Consider the following 23479-nt stretch of genomic DNA (forward strand, 5'->3'; position numbering starts at 1 on the left):
ATGTCTGACAAAACCTACGATCTTTTCATCATTGGCGGCGGCATCAACGGCTGTGGTATCGCGCGGGACGCCGCGGGGCGCGGGCTGTCAGTGGCTTTGGCCGAGATGAATGACCTCGCCTCGGCAACCTCTTCGGCCAGCACCAAGCTGTTTCATGGCGGGCTGCGGTATTTGGAGTATTTCGAGTTCCGCTTGGTGAAAGAAGCGTTGGAGGAACGTGAGACGCTCTTGCGCGCGATGCCCCATATCTCTTGGCCGATGCGCTTTGTGTTGCCCTATCACAAGGACATGCGGTTTGATTCAACCACGCCAACGTCCAAGCTTTTGACCACCGTGATGCCTTGGATGAAGGGCCGTCGTCCGGCCTGGCTGATCCGCTTGGGGCTGTTTCTCTATGACAACCTCGGCGGCCGCAAAATCCTGCCCGCGACCTCGACCGTAGACCTGACCACGGCTCCCGAAGGCGGCCCTATCGAGGATCGTTTTGCCAAGGCCTATGAATATTCTGATTGCTGGGTGCAGGACAGCCGTCTGGTTGTCTTGAACGCACGCGACGCTGAAACGCGCGGGGCCAAGATCATGACCCGCACCAAAGTCACCTCTGCGCGGCGGGTCGGCGATCTTTGGGAGGTCACCACCGAAGGGCAGGGGACCTTTAGGGCCAAGATGCTGGTCAATGCTGGCGGCCCTTGGGTGATGGATGTCATTCAGGGGATCGCGGGGATCAATTCCTCTGAAAACGTGCGTCTGGTGCGGGGCAGCCATATCGTCACCAAACGGCTTTATGACCACGACAAATGCTATTTCTTCCAGGGCACCGACGGGCGGATCATTTTCGCCATTCCCTACGAGCAGGACTACACGCTGATCGGTACGACAGACGCGGATCACAGCAGTTTTGACGAAAAACCCGCCTGCTCGGACGAGGAACGCGACTATCTGATCGACTTCGCCAACGGCTATTTCAAGCAGGAACTGACGGCGGAGGACGTGGTCTGGACCTATTCCGGCGTGCGGCCTCTTTATAACGACGGGGCCTCTAGCGCGACGGCGGCAACGCGGGATTATGTGTTGCGGGTGAACCGGGATGGCGGCGCGCCGATCCTGAATGTCTTTGGCGGCAAGATCACGACCTATCGGCGTCTGGCGGAATCCGCGATGGAGGAAATCGGGGCGTTCTTTCCGGAGTTGCCTGGCAAATGGACGACAGGCGTACCGCTTGCGGGCGGCGATTTTGCGACCGATGGGGTTGAGGCTCTGACCGCGCAGATTTCCGAGCGTTATCCGTTCCTGGACGCCAAAGAGGTGCAACGCTTGCTGCGCACCTATGGCACCGAGGTGTTTGACGTGCTTGCGGGCGCGCAGAGCCGCTCCGATCTGGGCGAAGACTTCGGCGCAGGGATCACGGCGGCGGAGCTCGATTGGGCGAAGGACAAGGAATGGGTGACGACAGCAGAGGATTTCCTCTGGCGGCGCACCAAGCTGGGTCTGCGTCTGAACGCGGATCAGGTCGCGCGGATTGGGGCTTATCTGGAGACCTCGGCGCAGTAGACTGCGGGAATGACGCGACTTCGATTCTCGGCCAATCTCGGCTTTCTGTGGAACGACCTGCCCTTGCCCGACGCGATCCGGCGCGCGAAGGCGGCGGGGTTTGCGGCTGTGGAATGTCATTGGCCCTATGACACGGATCCGGCCGAGGTCTCGGGCGCTTTGGCGGAAACGGGGTTGCCCATGTTGGGGATCAATACGATCACAGGGGGCGCTGGTCATTTTGGTTTAAGCGCTTGCCCTGGACGCATCGATGATGCCCGCGCCGCTATTGAGCAGGCAGTGAGTTATGCCGAGGCAATTGACGCACAGGCGATCCATATCATGGCAGGGGTGGCTGAGGGGCCTGAAGCACGCGACACCTTTCTAGGCAATTTGCAGTTTGCGGCGGGGCTTACGGATCGGATGCTTTTAATCGAGCCGCTGAATGCCTTCGATGTGCCGGGGTACTTCCTGCGACGCACCGATCAGGCGATGGAAGTGATCGACGACGTTGCCGCGCCGAACCTCAAGCTTATGTTTGATTGCTATCATGTGGCCCGCACTGAGGGGGATGTTGTCGAGCGGCTTGAAAAGCTGTTGCCGGTGATTGGCCATATCCAGATCGCCTCAGTCCCAGACCGTAGCGCACCGGATCATGGTGAACTTAACTATCTAAAGGTGTTTTCAACACTTCTCGCGTTTGGCTGGACCCGCCCGATCGGTGCCGAATATCGCCCGGATGGCCCGACCGAAGGCTCACTGACCTGGCTCTCGTCTGCGACCGCCTAAATCCCAAAACCGTCTTCACAAAGTCGGTTTCAAACTGGACTCCCCAAACGCGCCTGCTAACCTCCTTCTCAAAGGGGGCTCTGCCCCCATGCATGCGAGGGAGGCACTATGCGCTATCACACCCCAGCCAGCTTTGACGATGCCATCGCCATTGCGGCTCAGGCCGAGGGGATCACGCGGTTTTTGGCAGGCGGCACGGATGTGCTGGTTCAGCTGAGATCCGATCTGGTCACGCCGGATGATCTGATTGATATCAAACACATTCCGGGCACTCATGACATTGTTCAGAACGCGGATGGCAGCTGGACATTGGGAATTGCAGTTTCAGGCGCCGAGATGACGGAACACGCGGGGCTTTGTGCCGCTTGGCCGGGTTTGGTTGAAGGAATGGATCTGATTGGCTCCACTCAGGTTCAGGGCCGTGCAACCTTGGTGGGCAACCTCTGCAACGGGTCTCCGGCGGCGGATTCTGTACCGGGCATGATGGCGGCTGGCGTGACGGTGACGGTCATGGGGCCAAATGGCACGCGCGAGGTTGCGGTCGAGGATATTCCAGCGGGGCCAGGCCGCACGAATTTGGCCAAAGGCGAGCTGATCGCCGCGGTCAATATTCCGGCACGCGGCGAAAACGGAGGCGATGCCTATCAGCGCTTTATTCCACGCACCGAGATGGATATCGCGGTTGTGGGCGTCGGCGTCAGCCTGCGTCTGGACGGAGACATCATCACCGAGGCGCGTGTGGCGCTTGGGGCGGTGGCTCCGACGGCCTTGACGGTGCCTGATGGGTCGGCGGCTCTGATCGGCTCGACGCTGGATGAGGCGGCCAAAGCGCGCCTCGCGGAAGCGGCGAGCGCCGCGTGTAACCCGATTGACGACAAACGCGGCACGATTGAATTCCGTACTGATGTGGCGGGCGTTCTGGCAGCCCGCACCGCGCAACGCGCCTATGATCGCGCCCAAGGCAAGAAGGTGGCCAAACATGTCTAAGATCCACGTTTCTACCACCGTCAACGGAGACCCTGTAGATTTCCTCTGTGATCCGCGCGAGACGCTGTTGGATTGCCTGCGCGACAAGCTCGCACTGACCGGCGCCAAAGAGGGCTGCGGTACAGGTGACTGCGGTGCCTGTTCGGTTGAGGTCGATGGCCGTCTGGTCTGTTCCTGCCTGATGCTGGGCGCTGAGGCCAATGGCAAATCTATCGCCACGGTCGAAGGCATCGCGGATGGCGACACGCTGCATCCGCTGCAAGAGAAGTTCATCGACTATGCGGCCCTGCAATGTGGGATCTGCACGCCGGGCATTCTGGTGGCGGCCAAGAACCTCCTAGAGAAAAACCCGGACCCGACCGAGGAAGAAGTGCGCTATTGGCTGGCGGGCAACCTCTGTCGCTGCACCGGCTATGACAAAATCATCAAAGCGGTGATGGACACCGCAGCAGATATGCGGGAGGCCTCGTGATGGCTCTGGACGACGATCTGAAGAAAGACGGATTTACCTTTGTCGGCACGCGCCCCAAGCGGCCGGATGGTTTGGACAAGGTCACGGGTCGTGCCAAGTTCGGCGCGGATATGGTGGCTCCGGGCATGCTGCACGGCGCGATTCTGCGCAGCCCGCATGCCCATGCGCGGATCAAGGGCATCGATACCTCCAAAGCCGAAGCGCTTGAGGGCGTCAAAGCCGTCGTCACCCGCGCCGATTTCCCGGATGCGGTGCAACACAAACCCGGCCTCGCCGGCGAGATGTGGAACGTGTTGGAAAACGTCATGGCAGGCGAAAAGGCGCTTTATGATGGCCATGCGGTGGCGGCAGTGGCCGCGACCTCCGCGCTGATTGCCAAGGATGCGTTGAAGCTGATTGAGGTCGACTATGAGGTGCTGCCCCATGTCACCGACGTCGACAAAGCCATGGCGGCGGATGCGCCTGTGATCCGCGAGGGCTCGGCCGATAGATCTGTGCCCGAGGGTCTGCACCCGAATGTGGTGCGCTATCACGAGTCCGGTCACGGCGACGTCGACGCAGGTTTTGCCCAGGCCGATCTGGTCATGGAGGACACCTACAAGACCGAGGCCACTCACCAAGGCTATATCGAGCCCCATGCCTGCCTTGGCATGCTCGGCGCGGATGGCAAGGGCGAGCTTTGGTGCACCACGCAGGGGCATTTCTATTTCCAAAAGGTTTGTGCGGCGGTGCTGGGTCTGGAAACCAGCCAGCTGCGGGTGACGGCGTCGGAAATTGGTGGCGGTTTTGGTGGCAAAACGACTGTTTTCATGGAACCGGTGTCCTTGGCGCTGAGCCGCAAGGCCAATCGACCTGTGAAAATGGTCATGAGCCGCTCTGAGGTGTTTCGCGCCACGGGGCCTACCGCCTCGGCCTCGATGGACATCAAGATCGGTATGACCAAGGACGGCACGATCACAGCGGCTCAGGCTGTCTATCGTCTGCAAGGCGGCGCCTTCCCCGGGGCGCCTGCGGATATGACCGCCATGTGTGGTTTCGCGCCCTATTGTTTGGAGAACGTGAAACAGATTGGCTATGACGTCATGGCCAACCGTCCCAAGCAAGCCGCCTACCGCGCGCCGGGCGCGCCGATGGCAGCCTTTGCGGTGGAAAGCGTGATTGACGAGATGTGCAACAAGCTGGGTCTTGATCCGGTCGAAGTCCGCCTGAAAAACGCGGCGCGGGATGGGACGAAATCCTCATACGGTCCAACTTGGGACGCCATCGGTCAGGTGGCTTGTCTTGAGGCCGTGAAAGCGCACCCTCATTATTCTGCCCCTCTGAAAGAAGGGCAGGGGCGGGGCATCGCGTCGGGCTTCTGGTTCAACCATGGGGGCGAGACCTCGGTGTCTCTGGCGCTGTCTGAGGATGGCACCGCGCAGATCTCTGTCGGCACGCCGGATATCGGTGGGTCACGCGCCTCGATGGCGCTGATGGCCGCCGAGGTGCTGGGCATCCCTTATGAGAACATCCGCGTGACCATCGCCGACACAGCAACGCTTGGATACAACGACGTGAGCCACGGCTCGCGCGTGACCTATGCCTCAGGGCTGGCCACCATCAAAGCCGCGCGGGATGCGGTCGAGAAACTCAAAGGCCGCGCCGCCGCGGAATGGGGCATTGATCCGGAGGCGGTGACTTGGGAAGACGGCTATGCCAAGCCCTCTGGCCCAAATGCGGGCGAGTTTGAGCCGATGCATATCACCAAAATCACCGGCAAGATGGGCCGCACGGGGGGGCCGATCTCGGGCCACTTTGAGGCGACACCCGAGGGTGCGGGCGTGTCCTTTGGCACGCATATCGTCGATGCCGAGGTTGATCCTGAAACCGGCAAAACCAGCATCATCCGCTATACGGTTGTGCAGGATGCGGGCAAGGCGATCCACCCGACTTATGTGGAAGGTCAGTTCCAAGGCGGCGCGGCGCAGGGCATCGGCTGGGCGCTGAACGAGGAATATATCTATGGTAAGGACGGGCGTCTGCAGAACTCGATCTTCTTGGATTACCGGATTCCTGTGGCCAGCGATCTGCCCATGATCGACACCGTGATCGTAGAAGTTCCGAACCCGGGCCACCCCTATGGCGTGCGCGGTGTGGGGGAAACCGGCATCGTGCCGCCCTTGGCAGCGGTTGCGAACGCGGTCTCGAATGCGGCTGGTGTGCGGCTGAAAGAATTGCCCATGTCACCGCCCCGGATCCTGAAGGCTTTGAAGGATCAAAAGGGCTAACCAAAGGACCAGCGCGTGCAGAAACTCATATGGTTGTCTGATCTCCACTATGATGCGCAGGCGCTGGTGCAATCCCATGACCCTCGGGTACGGCTTGAGGCGGCGGTTGATCTAATCAACGCGCACCATACGGATGCGGTTTGTTGTGTTGTGACGGGGGATATGGTCGAAACCGCCTCTGATGCGTCCTACGCGGCGCTCAAAGCGGCTCTAAGCCGCCTCAGCGTCCCAGTGCTGCCCCTGACCGGCAATCACGACAGCCATGCTCTGTTGCGCGCACATTTGCCCTTGCCCGACGGCGCCATGCCCGATTTCGTGCAATATGCGGTGGCGTTGGACGGGCATGTGCTGATTGCACTCGATACGCTGGATGAGGGCAAGGATTCGGGCCTTCTGTGTGAGGCACGCCTGAGCTGGCTGGAAACTGCGCTTGAGGCGGCTGGCGAAACACCCGTGTCGATCTTCATGCACCATCAGCCGGTGAAACTGGGGCTTGCGATGCTCGACCCGGATAACCTTACGAACGCGGAGGCCTTTTGGCAGATCGTCGACCGCTACCCATCTGTGCGCAACGTCTTTGCCGGCCACGTGCATCGCCCAACCACCACGCATCGCAAGGGTGTTACGATCACAACCCTGCCATCGGTACTCTACCAAGCGCCACCCGAGCACCCACCCTGGGATTGGACCACATTCGCGCCCGCCCGCGAAGCGACTCGTTTGGGTGTCGTGCATTTGGGGCCCGAGCAGACCACCGTCCATTTTGAAAAAATTTGTGCTTACGACCATGGAGGCGCGCCATGAAACCGCGTGTCACAGTCCACCTCTGGGCAGGCTTGCGCGCCCTGACCGATGGCGCAGAATCCGTCGAAGTTGAGGCGGCGACCATTGGACAGATGCTCTATGCGCTCGGGAAAGCCTATCCTGCGCTGGAGGACTACCTTGAAGACAACGTCAGTGTCTCCGTCGATGGTCGCATCATGGCGACAGATCTGACGCATCCGCTGACCGAGACATCAGAGATCTACCTGATGCAACGCTTGCGCGGCGGATAACGGCTCTGTGAACCGATTCGCATTGGTTTCTGCTTGACCCTCCACTTACTGGAGGCACTAAACCTCGCAAAAAAGCGAGAGAAATCAATGCGAAGAGTTTTGTTGATCGGGTGTTTGGTTGTTGCTGCGGGCCTTTTGATCGTCCTTAATGAAAGGCGACCCGATCAAGCGCAGGAAGCGTTCTCTGAAGAGTCCACCGCGCTGGTGTCTGTCACCCTGCCGAGTGCTCTGTCTGACCAAGCGCAAGTTGGCGCCAAAATATTTGAGGCAAAATGCGCGGCATGCCACGGACCAAACGGGCAAGGACAGGACGGGGTGGCGCCACCGCTGATTCACAAAATCTACGAACCCTCGCACCACGGGGATGAATCGTTTCAAAGGGCCGTTGCGCTCGGGGTGCGTCAGCATCACTGGCCTTTTGGAAACATGCCGAAAGTAGAAGGGCTAACACGCGCAGATGTCGCGATGGTCGTCAGCTACATTCGCGAAGTGCAACGAGAAAACGGAATAAACTAGAAATGAGAACGCCAATGAAACGCGTAATTTTTATGTGCACCTGCCTAGCCGCAACAGCCGTCGCAGCGCATCAAGGTGTCCAGAATCCGACGGTCAAAGCGCGCATGGACAACATGAGCGCAATTGCTGAGAACGTTAAAACTCTTGGATCAATGGCGAAGGGGCAAACAACGTTTGATCAAGCCTCTGCACGCGACGCAGCGCTTGCGATTGCAACGCACGCGGTGGAAACGACCACCCTTTTCCAAGATCCCGCGACGGATCCTAAATCTGAAGCCCGCGCCGAAATCTGGGAGAACTTCGAAGATTTCACTGCCAAGGCAGACGAACTTGAAATGGTCGCGCGGCAGCTTTCCAACTCGATTAGCGTTAAGGCGGATTTGGGCGTTGCAATGAAAGACCTTGGAGCCACGTGTAAAAGCTGTCATGCGGACTATCGCAAATGACCCACCGATCCCGATCCTCAGCTTTTGCAGTTTTGTTCCCTGTCTGCACATTTAGCATCCCCTTTGCGGCGCAGGCCGATCATGAACTTGAGGGGCGAGATATTTCGCGCGGAGAGACGCTATATCAAGACAACTGCGCGGCCTGCCATGGCGCGAATTTGGAGGGACAGCCCGACTGGCAGTACCCGGATGAAAACGGTGTCTTGCCTGCGCCGCCGCATGACCGGACGGGACACACCTGGCATCATGACAATCAACTGTTGTTCACCTATACGGCGCTTGGCGGGGCAGGCACGCTCGCGGCGCGCGGGATCACAGATTTCAAAAGCGGCATGCCCGGGTTTGCAGAGACCCTTTCTGAGGACGAGATCTGGGATACGCTGGCCTATATAAGGTCGACCTGGCCGCAACGTATTCAGGACATTCAAGCCAGCCGCAATCCAGCGCATTAAGCCCCTTGAACGCCAAAAGCCCCCGCTTGCGCGAGGGCCCTTGGTTGGGAGGAGGTCGGGTTTGTTGGTCTTAGCGACCAACAGAGCGGGAACGGGATGGGCGAGAATTGTCGTCGTCGTCATCATCGTCGTTCTGAGCGTTGAAGCGCTTGCTTGTATCGATCAGCTTCCATTTCAGGCCGCCTTTGGTTGGGCGCACTTTGATTTTGTCAAAGCTCATGCCCGGGATCGAGCTTGCGAAGACTTCGTCACATTCATCCATGCCGCCGCCTGCACATTCCTGAGCGTGGTTCGGGTGGGTTTCGTTACACCATGTGATGACCGCGTTGTAGCATTCACCCAAAGAGCCGATAGCGGCGTTTGCTTGCAGAGGTGCGAAAGTTGCGGTGGACAGGGTTGCGACGGTGGCCAGTGCTGCGAAGGTGGTTTTCATGATCTTTCTCCATTTTCTATGTTGCTGTGTCTGCGGCTCTCAACCGCGTTACAGTCATAGGTCGTGGGAGATCGGCGAATGGTTCAAAGAAAATGCGATTTTTTTGGAGAAAAGTTGTAAATATCTGAAAATAAACGATTTAAAAACGCATTTTCTTGTGAACCTAGCACCCTTTGCCGCGAATAAGGCCCCAGCCAAACTCTGAATCCCGCCCTGGCGAGCCCAGATCTACGGCGGAGGCGCGCAGGGATTTGCGCAAACTGTCGGCAGTTCGCGCGCCGAGCCGTGCTGCAAAGGCGGTGACGATGGGGGCGGCGTAAGAGGTGCCTGTGGCATAGCCCCCTCCGCTGCGTTCCGCGACATAGAGATCCACGCCGGGGGCGGCGAATTCGATATGGCTGCCCCAATTGGCGCGCCGGTATTTGCGCATGCGGGCGTCAACCGCGGTGACGGCAATCACAGACGGCGAGGCCGAGGGGTATTTCGCCAGTTTGCGCCCATCATTGCCTGCCGCTGCAATCATGACTGCGCCCTTGCGTTGCGCTTGCCGCAAGATATCCTCGAACGCGCGGTTGCTGGGGCCGGCGAAGGACATATTGATGATCTTTACATTATTGGCGAGCAACCAATTAAGGCTTGCCCCAATGCGGTCCACATCGGCGCGAATGCCTGCCTTTTCTTTGCCAAAGGCCCCTGCTGCATAGAGATGCGCGCCCGAAGCAAAGCCCGCGAGCGCGCCGCTGGCGTCCTCTCCGACGATCAAGGCGGCGACTGCTGTACCGTGGCTGGTGTTGTCAGATTTTGTCTTGCCATCAAGCGTCGACGCGACCGTGACACGCGCGCCCTTCAGGGCTGGGTGGCCGGGGTTCACCGGTCCGTCGATCACGCCAATGCGTCGGGATCCAGAGATCCGACAGCCGCCACTCGGCACCCCCACCAGCGTCGGCGCATAAAGGCGCGGCTTGCTTTGGGCGTAGCGATAGAGGTGATGATAATCCAGAAACTGCGTCGGAGCGGCATTGTCCAAAATGTCCTGCGCCCGCTCCAGTGACAGGCGATTGCGGAAATCAAAGATCAACACGCGCCTGTTCAGCGACAACAGGTTGCGCGTGGAAATCAACTCTGCACCCGCGCCCGTTAATGCAGCAACAGCCGCGTTAGAGGTCGACGGCGGCCCGCTGACCACAAACTCCGCGCGGCCATTGCGAAAGACCGCGACCTCCGAGGGCACGCGGCTGCTTGGGCGATCGTCATCGTCCCGGGGTGTCGGCGTTGCCACGCGCCCTTGCGCGGCAAGATCTGCGGGGCCTGCAAGCAAAGCCGCAAGGGCAATCACGAGTAGATGTCTAAGTGCCATAGCCCCTCCGCGATGTTACTCCGCCTGCTCCACCGTATCGATCACGCCCGTTGCGGCCGCGAGGCTGCCGATGGCTTCTTCCAGTGTAACACCGTCCAGAACGGCGAGCTCATAAAGTCCAAGGGCCGATGGACCAGCCGTGATTTCCACACCGGCATCCAAAAGCGCATTCCTCAGCTGTTCTTCTGTCGCATTGGGCACAACGGTTATAACCAGATCGGCCGAAGCGCCGCCTGCCAGTTCATACCCCGGCCCCGAGCCCGATTGGCCTAGCATCAATGCGCCTTGCCCAATAACCACGGCTAAAAGGACCGCCGCCGCAATTTGCCAGATCCGCCCACGCGGAGCGCGTTGCAGCTGCACAGGTTCGGTTTCAACATCCCGCATCAAACGGGCGAGGCCCATCTCTCCGGGGCTAAAGCCTGTGTCGGCCTCTTGCATCGTCGTGCGAATGGCGCGCAGCGTGGCCACATCTGCAGCAAGGGCCGCGTCGTTGTCGATAGCGGCCTCAACCTCGGCCAGCTCTTCGCCCTCTAGCGTGCCATTTACATAAAACGGCAAAAGCGCTTCGATCTCGTCGCGGGGCAGGGTCATGACACCACTCCTTCCAAGCGGCCAGACAGGCAACGCATCAAGAGTTTCTTGGCATGGAATATCCGCGTTTTAATAGTGCCTTCGGCGGTCTTGGCAACCTCGGCAATCTCGCGATAGCTCATGTCCTGCCAGAAGGCCAAAGAGATCGCGCTGCGGTGTTCGTCGCTGAGCGTGCCCAGACAATGCTGCACATGTTCGGCCTCTTGCCCTGCGGCGAGGCAGGCTTCGGGGTTGGCGCTGTCATCCACCAGATCGGGGGTTTCATCCGTCAGATCTGTACGCCCGGCTTTGCGATGGCGGTCGATGACTTTGCGATACGCGATGCCAAATATCCATGTCTGCACTTTCGATCTCCCTTCAAACCGGCTGGCAGAGCGCCAGACTTCGATGAACACGTCATGAAGTATGTCGGATGACTCGAAGGGATCGTTCAATCTTGACTGAATAAATCTGTAAACGGGTTTTTCCAGAGCGCGATAAAGCTCGGCCAGCGCCGTGCGATCTTGCTGCGCGATCCGCGCGATAAGGTCAGAATGAGTGGTCACAGATTACTCGCAACGATGAAGGTGATCCCAAGGTTAGGGCAGGGCGCGCATCTGGGGAAGGGTTTCTTTACGCCTCTGTCTGCGGGATGTCGCATTTGGCAAAGTCAGATTGGCGCGGCGCGGCGAGGGTAAAGAGACGGAGGACCTCTATGACGCGCGGCATTTGTTTCTGCAAAAAAACATCCTGGGAATTTGACGGAGACCCGACCTGGTCCTGTTATTGCCACTGTGACGATTGCCGCCGCAACTGCGCGGCCCCCGTGGTGGCGTGGCTGGGCGTGCCGGCGTCCCGGTTTCGTTGGACAGGGCAGGCGACCAAGGTTCTGAACAGCTCTCCGGGGGTGGAACGGCATTTCTGTGCGGATTGCGGGACGCCGATGGCGTTTGTCGCCTCGCATTACCCCGGTGATATGCAGCTCTATGCGGGAACCTTAGGTGATCCCTCGGATTTCAAACCCGAGTTCCATGTGAACTATGAAAGCAAGCTGCCCTGGCTTGAGATGAACGACGACCTGCCCAAGTATATCGGCACCCTGGCAGAGCAGGATGCCGAAAGTGTTAAGTATTAAGCCATCGCCATTCGCGCTCGCAGCTCGAGCGCCTGAAGCGTCGCGGTGAGGCCTTTGTTGAGCACGGCCTGCGCCTGTTCGACCTCCATCGCGCCGGGTTTGACCTCAAAGGACAGCGTGACCGAAACGGCGTTTTCAGACACCTCATAGCTTGTGAACGTGCGCGAGAACGGGCCTGAGTCTGCTGTCACATAGGCGAAATGCTGGTTTTCGACCCAATGCGTGACCTCGTGGAGGATGACGCCAAACTGCGCGGTGGTCACAGCGCGGGTCGCGCCGATACCCGAGATGGTCTCGGATGTGACGTCTGCCGCATCGATGCCCGGCGCCCAGTCCGCCAAAGCGGGCAAATCGCTCAGGACTTTCCAGATCGCTGCGGCGGGAACAGAGGTGTCGCGGGTGACGGTGACCTTCGGGAGGGTGGTGAAATCTTGCATGGTGCATCTCCTTTGTTGATGCAATCCAAGATATATCGTGCCAAAAATGGAACTAGATAGCCAAAGTAGAACCACATGTTGCTCTCAGAACAACAATCAACCGGACGTTTCCGGGCTGTACATTTCAGCCATCTGCGCCATCTTGCGATGTTTGCGCTGGTGGTGGACAGCGGGTCGTTCACCATCGCGGCGCAGCGTTTGGGGGTCGGGAAGTCCTCGGTCAGTCGCCATATTTCCGAGTTGGAAACTTTTGTCGGAGCGAAACTGCTGAACCGATCCACCCGCGCCCTGTCGCTGACGGATGCCGGGCGGTTGATCCACAGGGATTGCGCCGGTTTGGTCGAAGCTGCGACCAGTGCGTTTGACAAACTCGACGGAGATCTGCCGCTTGAGGGCAAACTCCGCATCGCCTCGACGGTGGAGCACGGGCAATATGTGTTGCCACCAATCGTGGCGGATTTCGTGGCGCGCAATCCCAAGATTGATGTGGATCTGGTGCTCGGAGATGCCTTTGTCGATCTGGTTGACCACGGCATTGACCTCGCGATCCGCGTGGGCTCGCCCGGGCCAAGCCCGCAGAACATCTCGCGCAAGATTGCAGAGCTGGAATATCAACTTTATGGCCATCGCGACATAATCACCTCGGGCGCGCCAAAGACCCCCGAAGCCGCAGCGCAACTGCCTTGGCTTTTGAACTCGGGCGGGCCGCAACGGACATATTGGACCTTTGAAAAGGATGGGGAAACCGTTGAGGTGCGGGTGCCTTCGCGCATTGTGTCCAACGCCTTCAACGCAAGGATCGAGATGGCCAAACACGGTGGCCACCTGATCGCGATCCCAAATTTTATTCCCAAGGCGTTTCTGGGGGATGACCTGATGCCGATTTTGACCGACTACAAAATCGTCCCGCGCTATCCGATCTATGCGGTCTATCCTGACGCACGTTTTCTGTCGCCCAAGGTGACAGAGTTTCTGGACGCCCTGATCGCCGGACACCCGTAACGGATTATTAAAAAAGGAGCCGCCGATATGCAGGATCTGCGCTTTCACATCCTTGACCAAGACACAGCGCATATGCTGATGGGCGCTGACGTCTTTGATAATCCGGTCGATCCGGATCAATGCGCGGGGTTTATCGCCGATGCGGGACATATGATGGTCTTTGCAACCCTCGCGGATCGAGTGGTTGGTATGGCCTCTGGCACGGTTCTGCGGCATCCCGACAAGCAACCCGCCTTGTTTGTGAACGAGGTCGGCGTGGATGAAGGGCTTCGCAATCAAGGCATCGGAGCCGCCCTGACCCAGCGGCTTTTGGACATGGCACGAGAGCAGGGATGCAAGGGGATCTGGCTCGCTACCGAAGGGGACAATGCACCAGCCCGCGCGCTTTATCGCAAGCTTGGCGCGCGCGAGACCGAAGAGATCGTGGTTTATGATTGGGATGGGGCGATGGACGCCTAGCGGCCCCTACATCCGGTTTCCGGAGTTTTCAACGAACAGGGGCCGCGCATCCCAGCACGACCCCTATGCTTTCGGCGACGTCCTCCTATCCCTGACGCGCCAAATGCCTCCCTGAGCTAACAAGGAACCTCACCCTTGCCTGTCGAATCACTTTTGTCAAACACTGCTTTACGTCTGGGCATTTCGCCTATGCTTTAGGCAGGACCTAGAGCGCGATTTTCTAAGCGGCGCGATATTGGGCAAGCACATCCCCTGCCGCGTAGAGGCCACCGAACTCGGTGCCCATGAAATCAGCAAGTTTGACCTGTTCCTGCCGTACAAAGCCGGCGCGTGGCAGTTTTCCTTGACGCATGAGGTCCACGACCCCAAGCACCCCTGCGGCTGTGGTCACTTGAATGGCGCTCCAGACCTCTCCGCCGATTTCGCGTGAAAAGCTCTTGTTGATGTAGCTCTTTTCCCGAAGCTGGCCGTTCTTAGAACCCTTCGCAGTGCAGAACACCAGAACCACGTCCTGATTGGTGCGGGGCAGGGCGGTTTCAAAGATCTCTTTCAGCAGGTCACGACGACGTTCCAGACCAAGATCATGCAGCAGCAGTTTCAATATCTCGCAATGGCCGGGATAGCGGATGGTGCGATAGCTGACGTCCCGGACCTGACCCAAAAGGGTTTCCGGCAAGGTGCCAAGGCCGCCTGAAGTGTTGAAACATTCATAGTCCACGCCGTCGTGGCTGAGGATCTCATAGTTCTCGAGCGGCGCGGTCTTGACCAGCTCGCCACTTGCGATGGCATCACACGGGTTGCAGTATTCGTTGATCAGCCCATCGGTGGACCAGGTCAGATTATACTTAAGCGCGTTGGTCGGAAATAGCGGCAGGGCACCGACGCGCATGTGCAGGCATTCGAGCGTATCAAATTCCTCGGCCAGGGCAGCCCCCGCGATGCCGACGAAGCCTGGGGCCAGACCACATTGCGGCATGAAGGCGGTTTTCGTGTCTTTGGCCATTTCACGGACGGCGTTAGTAGCCGCGACGTCTTCCGTGAGGTCAAAGTAATGCGCGCCTGCTTTGCTGGCGGCGGCGGCAATAGACGGCGTCAGAAAGAAAGGGGCGGCCGAGATGACGGCGTCAAAGCCGGTCAAGGATGTCGACAAAGCATCGGCGTCTGAGGCATCGACTTGCTTGGTGGCGATACCTGCGGCTCGGATCAAAGCCAGCGCGCTGAGATCCTGATCCGCAACGGTCACGCTATAGTTCACCGACTGCTGCAAAAGCTGCGCAATCATTTGGCCGATCTTGCCGGCTCCGACGATGCAAATATTCCAACGCATGGCGTGCTCTCCTGTTATGCCCCAGGAAAATTGTGGCAGAGAGCGCTGTCATATCAGAGAGGGAAAACTGACGATCTGTTCAGATTGACCGTCATATAGATGGAAATTTCGACGATCCGTCAGTCACGATCAATCCTGCGCCCGAAAACCACATGGGTTTTCGTACGGTTCACGCCGGGGATCAAACCCAGCTCATCGACCAGAACGTCGAGGTCTTCGATCCGAGGCGCTTCGACGGACAGCATCAGGTCAAATTCGCCGTTCACAGACAGGCAGAGTTTGATTTCGGGATAATCCTCAAGACGCCGAATGATCTTGGGCGTGTCCTGCTGCGTGACCGCCAGCATAACGATCACTTGCACCATGGGCAGAGCATCGCTGTCGCCCAAAACAACGGTATAGCCCTTGATCGTTCCCTCACGCTCCATCCGAGCGATACGCTCGTGCACCGTGGTGCGCGCAACGCCAACTTGGGCGGCAATCTTAGCGGTAGATTGCCGCGCATTGGCCTGAAGCGCGGCAATGATCTTGCGATCCAGTGCGTCTTTCACTGGCTCTCTCCTGATGGTTTGGGTGCGAGGGTGCACCGGAATATCCCGTCAGAAAAGCGGTTGCCCCGTAAAGACGCCGAAAGGGCGGCGGATTGGCAACAGAGTCCGGCGATCTGTCACCTAGTCCACAGGTTTTGGCAAAGGTTCCTTAACGCGACCAGCCTCCACCCGCTGGCGCACCCCATCGCACTGCGCTTGCCGTGCGTCGGGTGACAGGTTTTCGCCGAGGGCCTGCAGTCGCAATCCCTCTGTGTTGATCCGAGGGAGGCCTGCCGCTTCCATCCCCGACAAACGCGCCTCCACAGCGTGTTTCTTGCGAACCTGATGCGGCTGGAAATCGTTGAACATCTCAGGTGTAATTGCATCACCAACCACCAAATGGCCCTGCGCAACGGCGGCTTTCACAATGGCCTCACCCGCCTCTGAACGCAGAATGATCCCATTGAACCCTTCATCCTCACCAGTCGGACCACCTCCGGGCCAGACATCCGCGGCGGCAATATCAGCGGCTTCTCCCAAAGCATCGGGGCAGAGCTTGCAGCGGGTCTCAAGCTCCCAGGTGCCCTCATCTTCCCAAAGGTCATTATATGAGGTGGTGAATTCCCGCCCGTCTTTGGTTTGCACGGTTGTCAGCCCCGGATTGCCAAAACCGCGATAGCGGAACAGCGACAGCTCGTCCTCGCGCACCCCGAAATCCGACAAGAGTTTCCGCGATTTTCCGATCCGAGATTGTCCGCCGCAGACCATGACCATCCGCGCCACGCACAGCGCGTCAACTCGAGGATCCACCTGCGCATAGGCATGCACGGCGGCCACGTCGCAGGGCTTTGCAATGATCGCAAAAGGTTCGCCGCGATCCAGCGCCACTTTCAAACCTGCCAAAGGCGCGGCAGGCCCATAGCGCGACCCCGCATGAGCCAAAACTTCGTCGGCTGTTTCGCTCATAACCCATTCCGTGCGCATCGGTTGGTCTGGCTTTGCGCGCACATGCAAAATGAAAGTGGCTTGGCCGCTGTCCAACAGATGCATGCCAAGCGCCGTCAAAACCCCACCTGTCGCGCCGCGATGGCGAACATCAGCGTCCGCCGCCCATGCATATCGCATGTCAGAATAAGCACCCCAGATGTCATCAAATTGCGCCTCTGTCTGAACTCGAGGCCGCGCAATTGCGCCGGGGCAGGCGGATAGAATATCTTTCTCTTCCGTGACCGAGAACCCATCGACGGGCACAGGACGCAAGCCACCGACCTCCGCCAATTCCATACGAACCCGCCCGCCGGTGACGGCTTCGCAAAGACCACAGCCAATGCACAGGCCAGATGTCGCGACTTCGGAAATACTCTGAGCTATTCGCATGGCCGCGTCTCCTTTTTCGACCACTCTACGAACGTCGAAAAATCACGCAAGGCTCTGCGTTTCATCTTGCCCCAAAACTCCGGGGTGAGACCGAAGGCCGAGGGGCAGAACCCCTCAACCCAATTTTTTTAGACCAAGCTGGGCAGCCACAAGACAATACCCGGGAAAGCCACCAGCAAGGCAATCGTCACGCCGTCTGCGATAAAGAACGGAGTCACGCCCTTGAATACATCCTGCACGGTCAGATCATCCCGCACACCGGCGACCACGAAACAGTTCAGACCAATCGGCGGCGTGATCAGGCAGAACTCTGCCATTTTCACCACCAAGATCCCGAACCAGATCGCGCACATCGGCCCGCTCATACCAAAGGTGCTGTCAGCAGCAGACACAAACTCGCCGCCATTCAGCGCCATAACCGCCGGATAAACCACAGGCAAGGTCAGCAAGAGCATTCCTATGGCGTCCATGAACATCCCCAGGACCGCATAGGCCAGCAGGATACAGATCAGGATCAGCATCGGCGACATAGTCAGACTGGTGATCCAGTCGGCAAAGGCTCCTGGCAGGTCGGCAAACCCAAGGAAGCGTACATAGACCAGAACGCCCCAAATGATCGTGAAGATCATGACCGACAGTTTAGCCGTCTCAAGCAAAGCGTCCTTCAGCTGCGGCCAGCGCATGCCGCGATAAAGCGCCATGAGGAACACCACAAAGGCTCCGATCGCGCCACCTTCTGTTGGCGTGCCCCAAGCGTCTCCGCCGAAGGGGTTGTAGACAAAGAAGATGATGGTCACGACCACAAAGACAATCGGCAGGGCAGGCGGCAAGGACGCGAAACGTTCGCGCCAGGTGAACCCTGTGACCCGCGGGCCGAAGTCTTTGATGACCAGCGCCAAGCCAATGATCAGCAAGCCATAGACGAGCGCCGAAAACGCGCCCGGAATAAAGCCAGCCAGCAGCAACTTCCCAACGTCCTGTTCCACGATGATGGCATAGATCACGAGAATGGCGGAGGGGGGAATCAAGGATGCGAGAGTTCCCCCCGCCGCAACAACGCCCGCCGCAAAGCGTTTGTCGTAGCCGATCTTCAACATCTCTGGGATCGCGATCCGGGCGAAAACCGCCGATGTCGCAACAGACGCCCCAGAGACAGCCGCAAAGCCTGCGGTCGCAAAAACGGTGGACACCGCCAACCCCCCTGGCACCCATGCAAACCACCGCTTCGCTGCTTCAAATAGCGCTTTTGTCAGTCCTGCGTAATAGGCCAAATAGCCGATCAGGATAAACGTAGGGATTAGACTCAGCGCCTGAGAGCTGACTTTCGAGTGCGGGACCTGTCCTGCGGTTTTCACCGCAACCGTCACAGCCCAGCCGAAGTCTTCGGGATCCATGCCTTTCTTGGCCCAGAAAATCCAGATCAGTCCGACCATCCCTGCAAGACCGGCAGCAAAGGCCACGCGCATGCCCAGAACGACCAGAACCAACAAGCCGCCCGAGACGACCAATCCAATATCAATCGGTTCCATTGATCAGGCCCCCTTGTCTTCTTCGAGGCCAGACACAGTGTCGGCTTCCATCGCTGCCTGTGTCGCAGCATCTGCAATCAAAGGCACGGCGACCGGTGTTTCTGCATTCGTCACAATCGCCCGGCAATAGCCCCAGACCTGCAGACACAGCCGAAGAACCAGCACGGAAAACGCCACCGGCGCGAGCAGTTTCGCAGGCCAGATCGGCAGGGCGATGTCCATCGAGCTGTCACGGCTCCAGAGCGGGGCTGCGAAGTCAAAGCTGCGCTCAAAATGTGCCCATGTGCCCCAGACCATCAGGACCATCAGCAGCAAGATCGCCAAAGTTGTGATGAGTTCTGCGATCCATAGAACACGGCCGCGCAACCGACCCACCAGAATGTCCATGCGAATATGGCCGCCATCGCGCTGCGTATAGGCCACGCCCATAAAGGCAATCAGCGGCATCGCCTGTTCGATCCAATCCACATAGCCGGGCAAAGGCTGCCCCAGAAAATTTCGTCCACTGACCGAGACCACCGCCAGAACCATCAGCGAAAACACCGCCAGCCCGCTCATTAAAGCGAAAACCCGTTCCAACCGATAAAGAGATGCGTCCAGCCTGGACAAAGTGCTGTTGTCCGACAGCACCAGAGATCCACCCGCCATGGGTTCCTCCCCCAAGTAAAAGGCCCCGGAGGCGGTACCCCCGGGGCCGTTTCGTCAAAGTGATTAGCTGCCGTTCGCAATCATGCCGGTCACAAGATCATAAAGCTCTTGTGCTGGCAGGCCTGCGGCGGTGTTGCTTTCCAGCCAAGCGGCTGCGGCTGGCGCTGCGGCGGCTTCTTTGAAGGCTGCGATTTCAGCATCCGAGAAGGTTACGCGGGCAATACCACGCTCGTCCAGAGCTGGGCCCCAAGCGGCCATGGTCTTGTTGTTGTAGTTGTCGATGTAATGCGCAAGCGCCTCATCAACAGAGCCCAAGAGCGCGTCGCGATGCGCGTCAGACAGATCGTTCAGCGCGTCGGTGTTTACAACAACGGGGCAGTTCACGGTGCCTGGGTTCAGGTTCGTGGTCCACCATGTGCCGTTCTCGATGGTGCCAAAGGACATATGCGCGTGTGGTGCAAAGCTGACCGCTTTCACAACACCACTGTCCATCGCCTGACGCACTTCGGTCGCCGACATAGAGGTCGGAACCGCGCCAACGGTCTTCATTGCAGCACCAATACCACCGGTTGCGCGCACGGACAGGCCTTCGAAGTCAGCCAGAGTGCTTGGCGCGTCGCCCACACCGACGATGTTGTACTGTGGCAGCGGGGATGGCATCAGCAGGGTCGCGTTCCAGCGGCCAAGGTCGGCCACGGCAGCAGGGTGCTGGTAGACGGCCATAGACAGCTCTACCTCTTGCTCAAGGCTGCTCACGCCGAGGAATGGCAGTTCCAGAACAGTGATCGACGGGTTCTTGTCACGGTGATAGCCCGCGCAGAACTGCGCCATTTCAAACGCGCCAATAGAGATACCATCGAGGTTTTCACGGTTCTTGGACAGACCGCCATAGGACAGGTTCAAGGTGAACTCGCCACCGGTTTTCTCGCTTACGAGCTCGGCGATTTTCTCAACGTGCTCGGTGAAAGCACGGCGTTTGCCCCAAAGGGACACATTCCACTCGGTCGCCATGGCCTCGGTGGCGAAGGCCAGAGAAATGGCGGCAACAGTAGTTTTTGTCAGAAGATTGCGCATGGTTTCCTCCCGTTTCATGCGTGATGCTCGGGAGTGTGCCGGATTCGTTAACACTTCGGTATGAGGAAAATTGCGCGGGCGGGGCAGGGTGCCCATGCGGATTTCCGCAGAGGACACCCTGAGGCGTTATTTGGCAACCGGGTGCAACTGCCCACGGATGTCCCCAAAGAACATCTGACCATGGGTGTGCAGGTTGAAATAGAGCTCTCGCTCAAACGCGATCTGGGCCATGCCCGCAACGGTCACCACTTTGTCCAAGGGCACAGCAGGCGTGATCGGGCACCCGGCGGTGAAGGCTGCCACGAGGCCATGGCCGTGGTCTTTGGTGGCCACAATGTCTTCGTTTGTGATTTCCAAAGACAAAACGCCGTCGTCAAACAGGCTCGGCAGATCATTTTCCAACCCAAAATCCACGATGATGGGGCCTAGCTGACCAGGACGACCGCAGTGAATATGAAACATCGCGATGTCCTCGGGGTTCACGCCTTCAATCGCGACATGGGCATAGGCTTTGCTGAAATCTTTGGTGAAAGACAGCGTGCCATGGCCGCGAGACGGACGGTCGTTGCGCGCCACGGACGGCGCCGTTGATTTGAACATACTCGGGATGAAGGCAGGCGTGTCCTCTTCCTCGCCGCCCTCTTGTTGCGGGCTCAGCCACGCCTCAAAAACATATCCGATGTCAGAGCCAGCGTTGGTCTCCAGCGTGACACCGCTCACCGGCGCAATCTCTTGGGCGGACAGGGGCAGGGCGGCAACAGCAAGACATAAAAGCAAGGCGCGCATTTCACAGTTCCTTTTTGTGATTCTCCGAAATTGCAGTAGCTTTACCCTGTGGGAGTATCCCTACAGTCAAGCGCTTTGTCACAAGGACCGCCCCATGTTGATCGGAGAAGTCGCCAAGAAGTCTGGCTTGTCTAAAGACGGAATCCGGCATTATGAGTCTTTGGGCCTGCTGCATTCCAAGCCGATACAGGCCGGCAGCCGGACCTATCGCGATTATGACGACACGACGCTCGAGCGACTGATGATTATCTCGCTCGCCAAACGTCTGCACTTCAGTTTGAAAGAACTGGTGGATCCGCTGAATCAAATCCTGTCGGACACGGTTTCACGCGAAGAAAGGGCTTCGGTTTTGGCCGATAAAGTCAAAGAGATCGACGCAAAAATCGCAGAGCTCACTGCTGCACGGGATCTTTTGAAAATTTTTGTGAAGAACCCCGACAAGAGCTTTGTGGATGCAAGGCTCAAAGAAATGGGCCTTTGGCTCGAATGAAATCCCGCGAAAAAATGGGGGCCCTTTCGATTTCAAAAAGGACCCCCCAGGGACGACCGTGAGTTGGGGGATGCTCGGGTCAACGTGAGTGTGGGTTTAGACCACGACGATCCATACGAAAGCCAACATGATCACCAGATAGACGAGTGTGTTGACCATCCAGCGAATGAGGCCTGCATCACTGTCAGGATCGATTCCGTAGTGTTCACAGACTTTGGTGCCGGGCCATAAAATCAGTTCCGCGAGTGCCATTTTGTGGGTCCTTTCATATACACATCCTAAATGCATATTATAATACGCATTGTCAATGCAAAATATCACTCAGGTGAAGTTCAGGCGCTCATTTCCGTAAAAATCTGCGAAATGCCTAAACGTCAGGGCGTTTTGATGTCCAATCGACGGCTGTGTGATAGGCCTCTGCCATCTGCAACAAGCGAAAGTCAGACCCACGCGGACCAATCAGCTGAAGCCCCATCGGTAGCCCATGCGACCCAAAACCTGCAGGCACAGCCAATGCCGGAAGACCGATCAGACTAGCGGGAACCACAACCTCCATCCAGCGGTGATAAGTGTCCATCGACTGACCCGCGATCTCTTTGGGCCAGTCCATATCCACATCAAACGGCCAGCATTGCGCGGTTGGCAGGGCCAGCACATCCACCTGTTCAAACAAACGCGCGGCCTGCGCAAACCATTGGGATCGCGTGACCGAGGCCTTGTGGACCTCCAGCGCCAACATCGCCTTGCCACGATCCAGCTCCCAGATCGCTTGGCGATTCAGGTGCGCGCGTCCATTGGGCAGAGCCTCAAGCGGGGCAAGACTGGTGGCGACTTGCCAGGACCTCAGAGTGATCCAACTGTCCCAAAGCGCATCGGCGGCAAAGCCCGGCGACAGAGGCACGATCTCGTGCCCCAAAGCGTCCAGCGCGACAATGGCGTCAGAGCAGACGTCCAAGATGCCGGACTCCATGGGGAAGGCGCCTTCCCAATCCGCAAGCCAACCGATCCGCAACGGGCGCGACGGGCCTGCTTGATCAAGCGGCGTGTGATGGGGCTGACGCGGGTCCCGACCGGCCTGAACCGAGAGCAAGAGCGCAAGGTCTTTTGGATTGCGCGCCATGGGGCCGTTGGTGGAAAGCTGTGGCAGGAAACTATCGGCATGGGGCTCGGACGGGACGGCCCCAAAACTGGGGCGCAACCCGTATGTGCCGGTCCATCCCGCAGGATTGCGCAGGGATCCCATCATGTCCGATCCATCCGCCAAGGCCAACATGCCCGTGGCCAAAGCAACCGCTGCGCCGCCTGAAGAACCTCCGGCGGTGCTCGACACATCCCACGGGTTGCGCGTGGGCCCGAAAACCGGGTTTGTGGTGTGGCTGCCAAGGCCAAATTCCGGCGTGTTGGTTTTGCCGATCACGATCGCTCCGGCATCGCGCATGCGCGCCACCATGATGTCATCAGTTTTCGCCGCTTTGGCCGAGGCAAACAGTGGCGACCCCATCGTCGTCACAAACCCTGCCGCATTCGCGAGATCTTTGACCGCGATGGGCAATCCATGCAGCGGTCCGACGGGCTCTGTTTGATCTGCTTGATGTGCCAGCTCAAGGGCGTCTTCGCGATCCAAAACTGAGACCAGAGCATTTACGCCTGGGTTCGCGGCCTCAATCCGGTCAAACGTCGCCGCCATAAGGTCCGCCGCTTTGGTGCGCCCCTCACGGATCCCGCGCAAAATATCTGTCGCCGTGGCATTTAGATTGATCATGTCTCGCTCCCGGATACATTCCTACACGGCATGGCTTTTGTCGCAA

At 58.6% G+C, this 23479-nt stretch carries 28 protein-coding genes; 14 read left to right on the top strand and 14 right to left on the bottom strand.

Going from position 1 to position 23479, the window contains the following annotated elements:
* The 10 genes from glpD (at nt 1) to WG622_RS16935 (ending at nt 8514) form a co-directional block, all read left to right on the top strand.
* Nucleotides 1-1551 carry a glycerol-3-phosphate dehydrogenase gene (glpD, locus tag WG622_RS16890; RefSeq protein ID WP_339404588.1) on the top strand — a complete coding sequence of 517 codons (1551 nt, stop codon included), beginning with the start codon at nt 1-3 and terminating at the stop codon, nt 1549-1551.
* A gap of 9 nt (nt 1552-1560) precedes the next feature.
* Entirely contained in the window at nt 1561-2319 is a 759-nt protein-coding gene (locus tag WG622_RS16895; RefSeq protein WP_339404589.1) for a hydroxypyruvate isomerase family protein, read from the top strand.
* Nucleotides 2320-2427: 108 nt separating this feature from the next.
* Nucleotides 2428-3306 carry an FAD binding domain-containing protein gene (locus tag WG622_RS16900; RefSeq protein WP_339404590.1) on the top strand — a complete coding sequence of 293 codons (879 nt, stop codon included), beginning with the start codon at nt 2428-2430 and terminating at the stop codon, nt 3304-3306.
* Nucleotides 3299-3778 (top strand): (2Fe-2S)-binding protein, encoded by a 480-nt coding sequence (locus WG622_RS16905; RefSeq protein WP_339404591.1) that lies wholly within the window; start codon nt 3299-3301, stop codon nt 3776-3778. Before WG622_RS16900 ends, WG622_RS16905 begins: the two co-directional genes overlap by 8 nt.
* On the top strand, nt 3778-6045 hold the full coding sequence (locus WG622_RS16910) for a xanthine dehydrogenase family protein molybdopterin-binding subunit (RefSeq protein WP_339404592.1): 2268 nt from the start codon (nt 3778-3780) through the stop codon (nt 6043-6045). The genes WG622_RS16905 and WG622_RS16910 overlap by 1 nt, the downstream gene beginning before the upstream one ends.
* 15 nt (nt 6046-6060) lie before the next feature.
* Entirely contained in the window at nt 6061-6849 is a 789-nt protein-coding gene (locus tag WG622_RS16915) for a metallophosphoesterase (RefSeq protein ID WP_339404593.1), read from the top strand.
* Nucleotides 6846-7100: a MoaD/ThiS family protein gene (locus WG622_RS16920; protein ID WP_339404594.1), complete on the top strand. Its 255-nt coding sequence runs from the start codon at nt 6846-6848 to the stop codon at nt 7098-7100. The genes WG622_RS16915 and WG622_RS16920 overlap by 4 nt, the downstream gene beginning before the upstream one ends.
* A gap of 87 nt (nt 7101-7187) precedes the next feature.
* Complete coding sequence (locus WG622_RS16925) at nt 7188-7616, top strand: c-type cytochrome (RefSeq protein WP_339404595.1); 429 nt, start codon at nt 7188-7190, stop codon at nt 7614-7616.
* A gap of 14 nt (nt 7617-7630) precedes the next feature.
* Nucleotides 7631-8062 carry a c-type cytochrome gene (locus WG622_RS16930; protein WP_339404596.1) on the top strand — a complete coding sequence of 144 codons (432 nt, stop codon included), beginning with the start codon at nt 7631-7633 and terminating at the stop codon, nt 8060-8062.
* Complete coding sequence (locus WG622_RS16935) at nt 8059-8514, top strand: c-type cytochrome (protein ID WP_339404597.1); 456 nt, start codon at nt 8059-8061, stop codon at nt 8512-8514. Before WG622_RS16930 ends, WG622_RS16935 begins: the two co-directional genes overlap by 4 nt.
* 70 nt (nt 8515-8584) lie before the next feature.
* On the opposite strand, the gene WG622_RS16940 is transcribed toward WG622_RS16935, so the two are convergent.
* The 4 genes from WG622_RS16940 to WG622_RS16955 form a co-directional block, all read right to left on the bottom strand.
* Nucleotides 8585-8947, bottom strand: a complete 363-nt coding sequence (locus WG622_RS16940; protein ID WP_339404598.1) for a hypothetical protein — start codon at nt 8945-8947, stop codon at nt 8585-8587.
* A gap of 163 nt (nt 8948-9110) precedes the next feature.
* Nucleotides 9111-10304, bottom strand: a complete 1194-nt coding sequence (locus WG622_RS16945; RefSeq protein WP_339404599.1) for a S8 family serine peptidase — start codon at nt 10302-10304, stop codon at nt 9111-9113.
* A 15-nt stretch (nt 10305-10319) separates the two neighbouring features.
* Nucleotides 10320-10898: a hypothetical protein gene (locus WG622_RS16950; protein ID WP_339404600.1), complete on the bottom strand. Its 579-nt coding sequence runs from the start codon at nt 10896-10898 to the stop codon at nt 10320-10322.
* Entirely contained in the window at nt 10895-11443 is a 549-nt protein-coding gene (locus tag WG622_RS16955; RefSeq protein ID WP_339404601.1) for an RNA polymerase sigma factor, read from the bottom strand. Before WG622_RS16955 ends, WG622_RS16950 begins: the two co-directional genes overlap by 4 nt.
* A 149-nt stretch (nt 11444-11592) precedes the next feature.
* On the opposite strand from WG622_RS16955, the gene WG622_RS16960 reads away from it, so the two are divergent.
* Nucleotides 11593-12012, top strand: a complete 420-nt coding sequence (locus WG622_RS16960) for a GFA family protein (RefSeq protein WP_339404602.1) — start codon at nt 11593-11595, stop codon at nt 12010-12012.
* On the opposite strand, the gene WG622_RS16965 is transcribed toward WG622_RS16960, so the two are convergent.
* The gene (locus tag WG622_RS16965) at nt 12009-12449 is read right to left on the bottom strand and encodes an SRPBCC family protein (protein ID WP_339404603.1); all 441 of its coding nucleotides are present in this window, start codon (nt 12447-12449) and stop codon (nt 12009-12011) included. The genes WG622_RS16960 and WG622_RS16965 overlap by 4 nt on opposite strands.
* 75 nt (nt 12450-12524) lie before the next feature.
* Here WG622_RS16965 and WG622_RS16970 point away from each other — a divergent pair, with 75 nt between their 5' ends.
* On the top strand, nt 12525-13451 hold the full coding sequence (locus WG622_RS16970; protein ID WP_339404604.1) for a LysR family transcriptional regulator: 927 nt from the start codon (nt 12525-12527) through the stop codon (nt 13449-13451).
* Nucleotides 13452-13478: 27 nt separating this feature from the next.
* On the top strand, nt 13479-13910 hold the full coding sequence (locus WG622_RS16975) for a GNAT family N-acetyltransferase (protein ID WP_339404605.1): 432 nt from the start codon (nt 13479-13481) through the stop codon (nt 13908-13910).
* A 220-nt stretch (nt 13911-14130) separates the two neighbouring features.
* On the opposite strand, the gene WG622_RS16980 is transcribed toward WG622_RS16975, so the two are convergent.
* The 7 genes from WG622_RS16980 to WG622_RS17010 form a co-directional block, all read right to left on the bottom strand.
* A complete protein-coding gene (locus tag WG622_RS16980) occupies nt 14131-15237 on the bottom strand; it encodes a saccharopine dehydrogenase family protein (RefSeq protein WP_339404606.1) in 1107 nt (368 codons plus the stop codon).
* Between the two features lie 119 nt (nt 15238-15356).
* A complete protein-coding gene (locus tag WG622_RS16985; protein WP_339404607.1) occupies nt 15357-15788 on the bottom strand; it encodes an Lrp/AsnC family transcriptional regulator in 432 nt (143 codons plus the stop codon).
* 120 nt (nt 15789-15908) lie between these two features.
* Complete coding sequence (locus WG622_RS16990; RefSeq protein WP_339404608.1) at nt 15909-17144, bottom strand: Coenzyme F420 hydrogenase/dehydrogenase, beta subunit C-terminal domain; 1236 nt, start codon at nt 17142-17144, stop codon at nt 15909-15911.
* Nucleotides 17145-17272: 128 nt separating this feature from the next.
* Nucleotides 17273-18673 carry a TRAP transporter large permease gene (locus WG622_RS16995; RefSeq protein WP_339404609.1) on the bottom strand — a complete coding sequence of 467 codons (1401 nt, stop codon included), beginning with the start codon at nt 18671-18673 and terminating at the stop codon, nt 17273-17275.
* 3 nt (nt 18674-18676) lie between these two features.
* Nucleotides 18677-19321, bottom strand: coding sequence for a TRAP transporter small permease subunit (locus tag WG622_RS17000; protein WP_339404610.1), 645 nt, complete (start codon nt 19319-19321; stop codon nt 18677-18679).
* Nucleotides 19322-19384: 63 nt separating this feature from the next.
* Nucleotides 19385-20395, bottom strand: coding sequence for a type 2 periplasmic-binding domain-containing protein (locus WG622_RS17005; RefSeq protein ID WP_339404611.1), 1011 nt, complete (start codon nt 20393-20395; stop codon nt 19385-19387).
* 126 nt (nt 20396-20521) lie between these two features.
* Nucleotides 20522-21181 (bottom strand): CHRD domain-containing protein, encoded by a 660-nt coding sequence (locus WG622_RS17010; protein ID WP_339404612.1) that lies wholly within the window; start codon nt 21179-21181, stop codon nt 20522-20524.
* A gap of 94 nt (nt 21182-21275) precedes the next feature.
* Here WG622_RS17010 and WG622_RS17015 point away from each other — a divergent pair, with 94 nt between their 5' ends.
* Nucleotides 21276-21671 carry a MerR family transcriptional regulator gene (locus WG622_RS17015; RefSeq protein ID WP_339404613.1) on the top strand — a complete coding sequence of 132 codons (396 nt, stop codon included), beginning with the start codon at nt 21276-21278 and terminating at the stop codon, nt 21669-21671.
* A 96-nt stretch (nt 21672-21767) separates the two neighbouring features.
* Here WG622_RS17015 and WG622_RS17020 read toward each other — a convergent pair whose 3' ends face one another.
* Together WG622_RS17020 and WG622_RS17025 are read right to left on the bottom strand one after the other, a co-directional pair.
* Entirely contained in the window at nt 21768-21923 is a 156-nt protein-coding gene (locus WG622_RS17020; RefSeq protein ID WP_339404614.1) for a hypothetical protein, read from the bottom strand.
* Between the two features lie 115 nt (nt 21924-22038).
* Nucleotides 22039-23433 carry an amidase gene (locus WG622_RS17025; RefSeq protein ID WP_339404615.1) on the bottom strand — a complete coding sequence of 465 codons (1395 nt, stop codon included), beginning with the start codon at nt 23431-23433 and terminating at the stop codon, nt 22039-22041.
* Nucleotides 23434-23479 lie beyond the last annotated feature (46 nt).

It is taken from the genome of Cognatishimia coralii (genome assembly GCF_037478305.1).
Taxonomy (GTDB): Bacteria; Pseudomonadota; Alphaproteobacteria; order Rhodobacterales; family Rhodobacteraceae; genus Cognatishimia; species Cognatishimia coralii.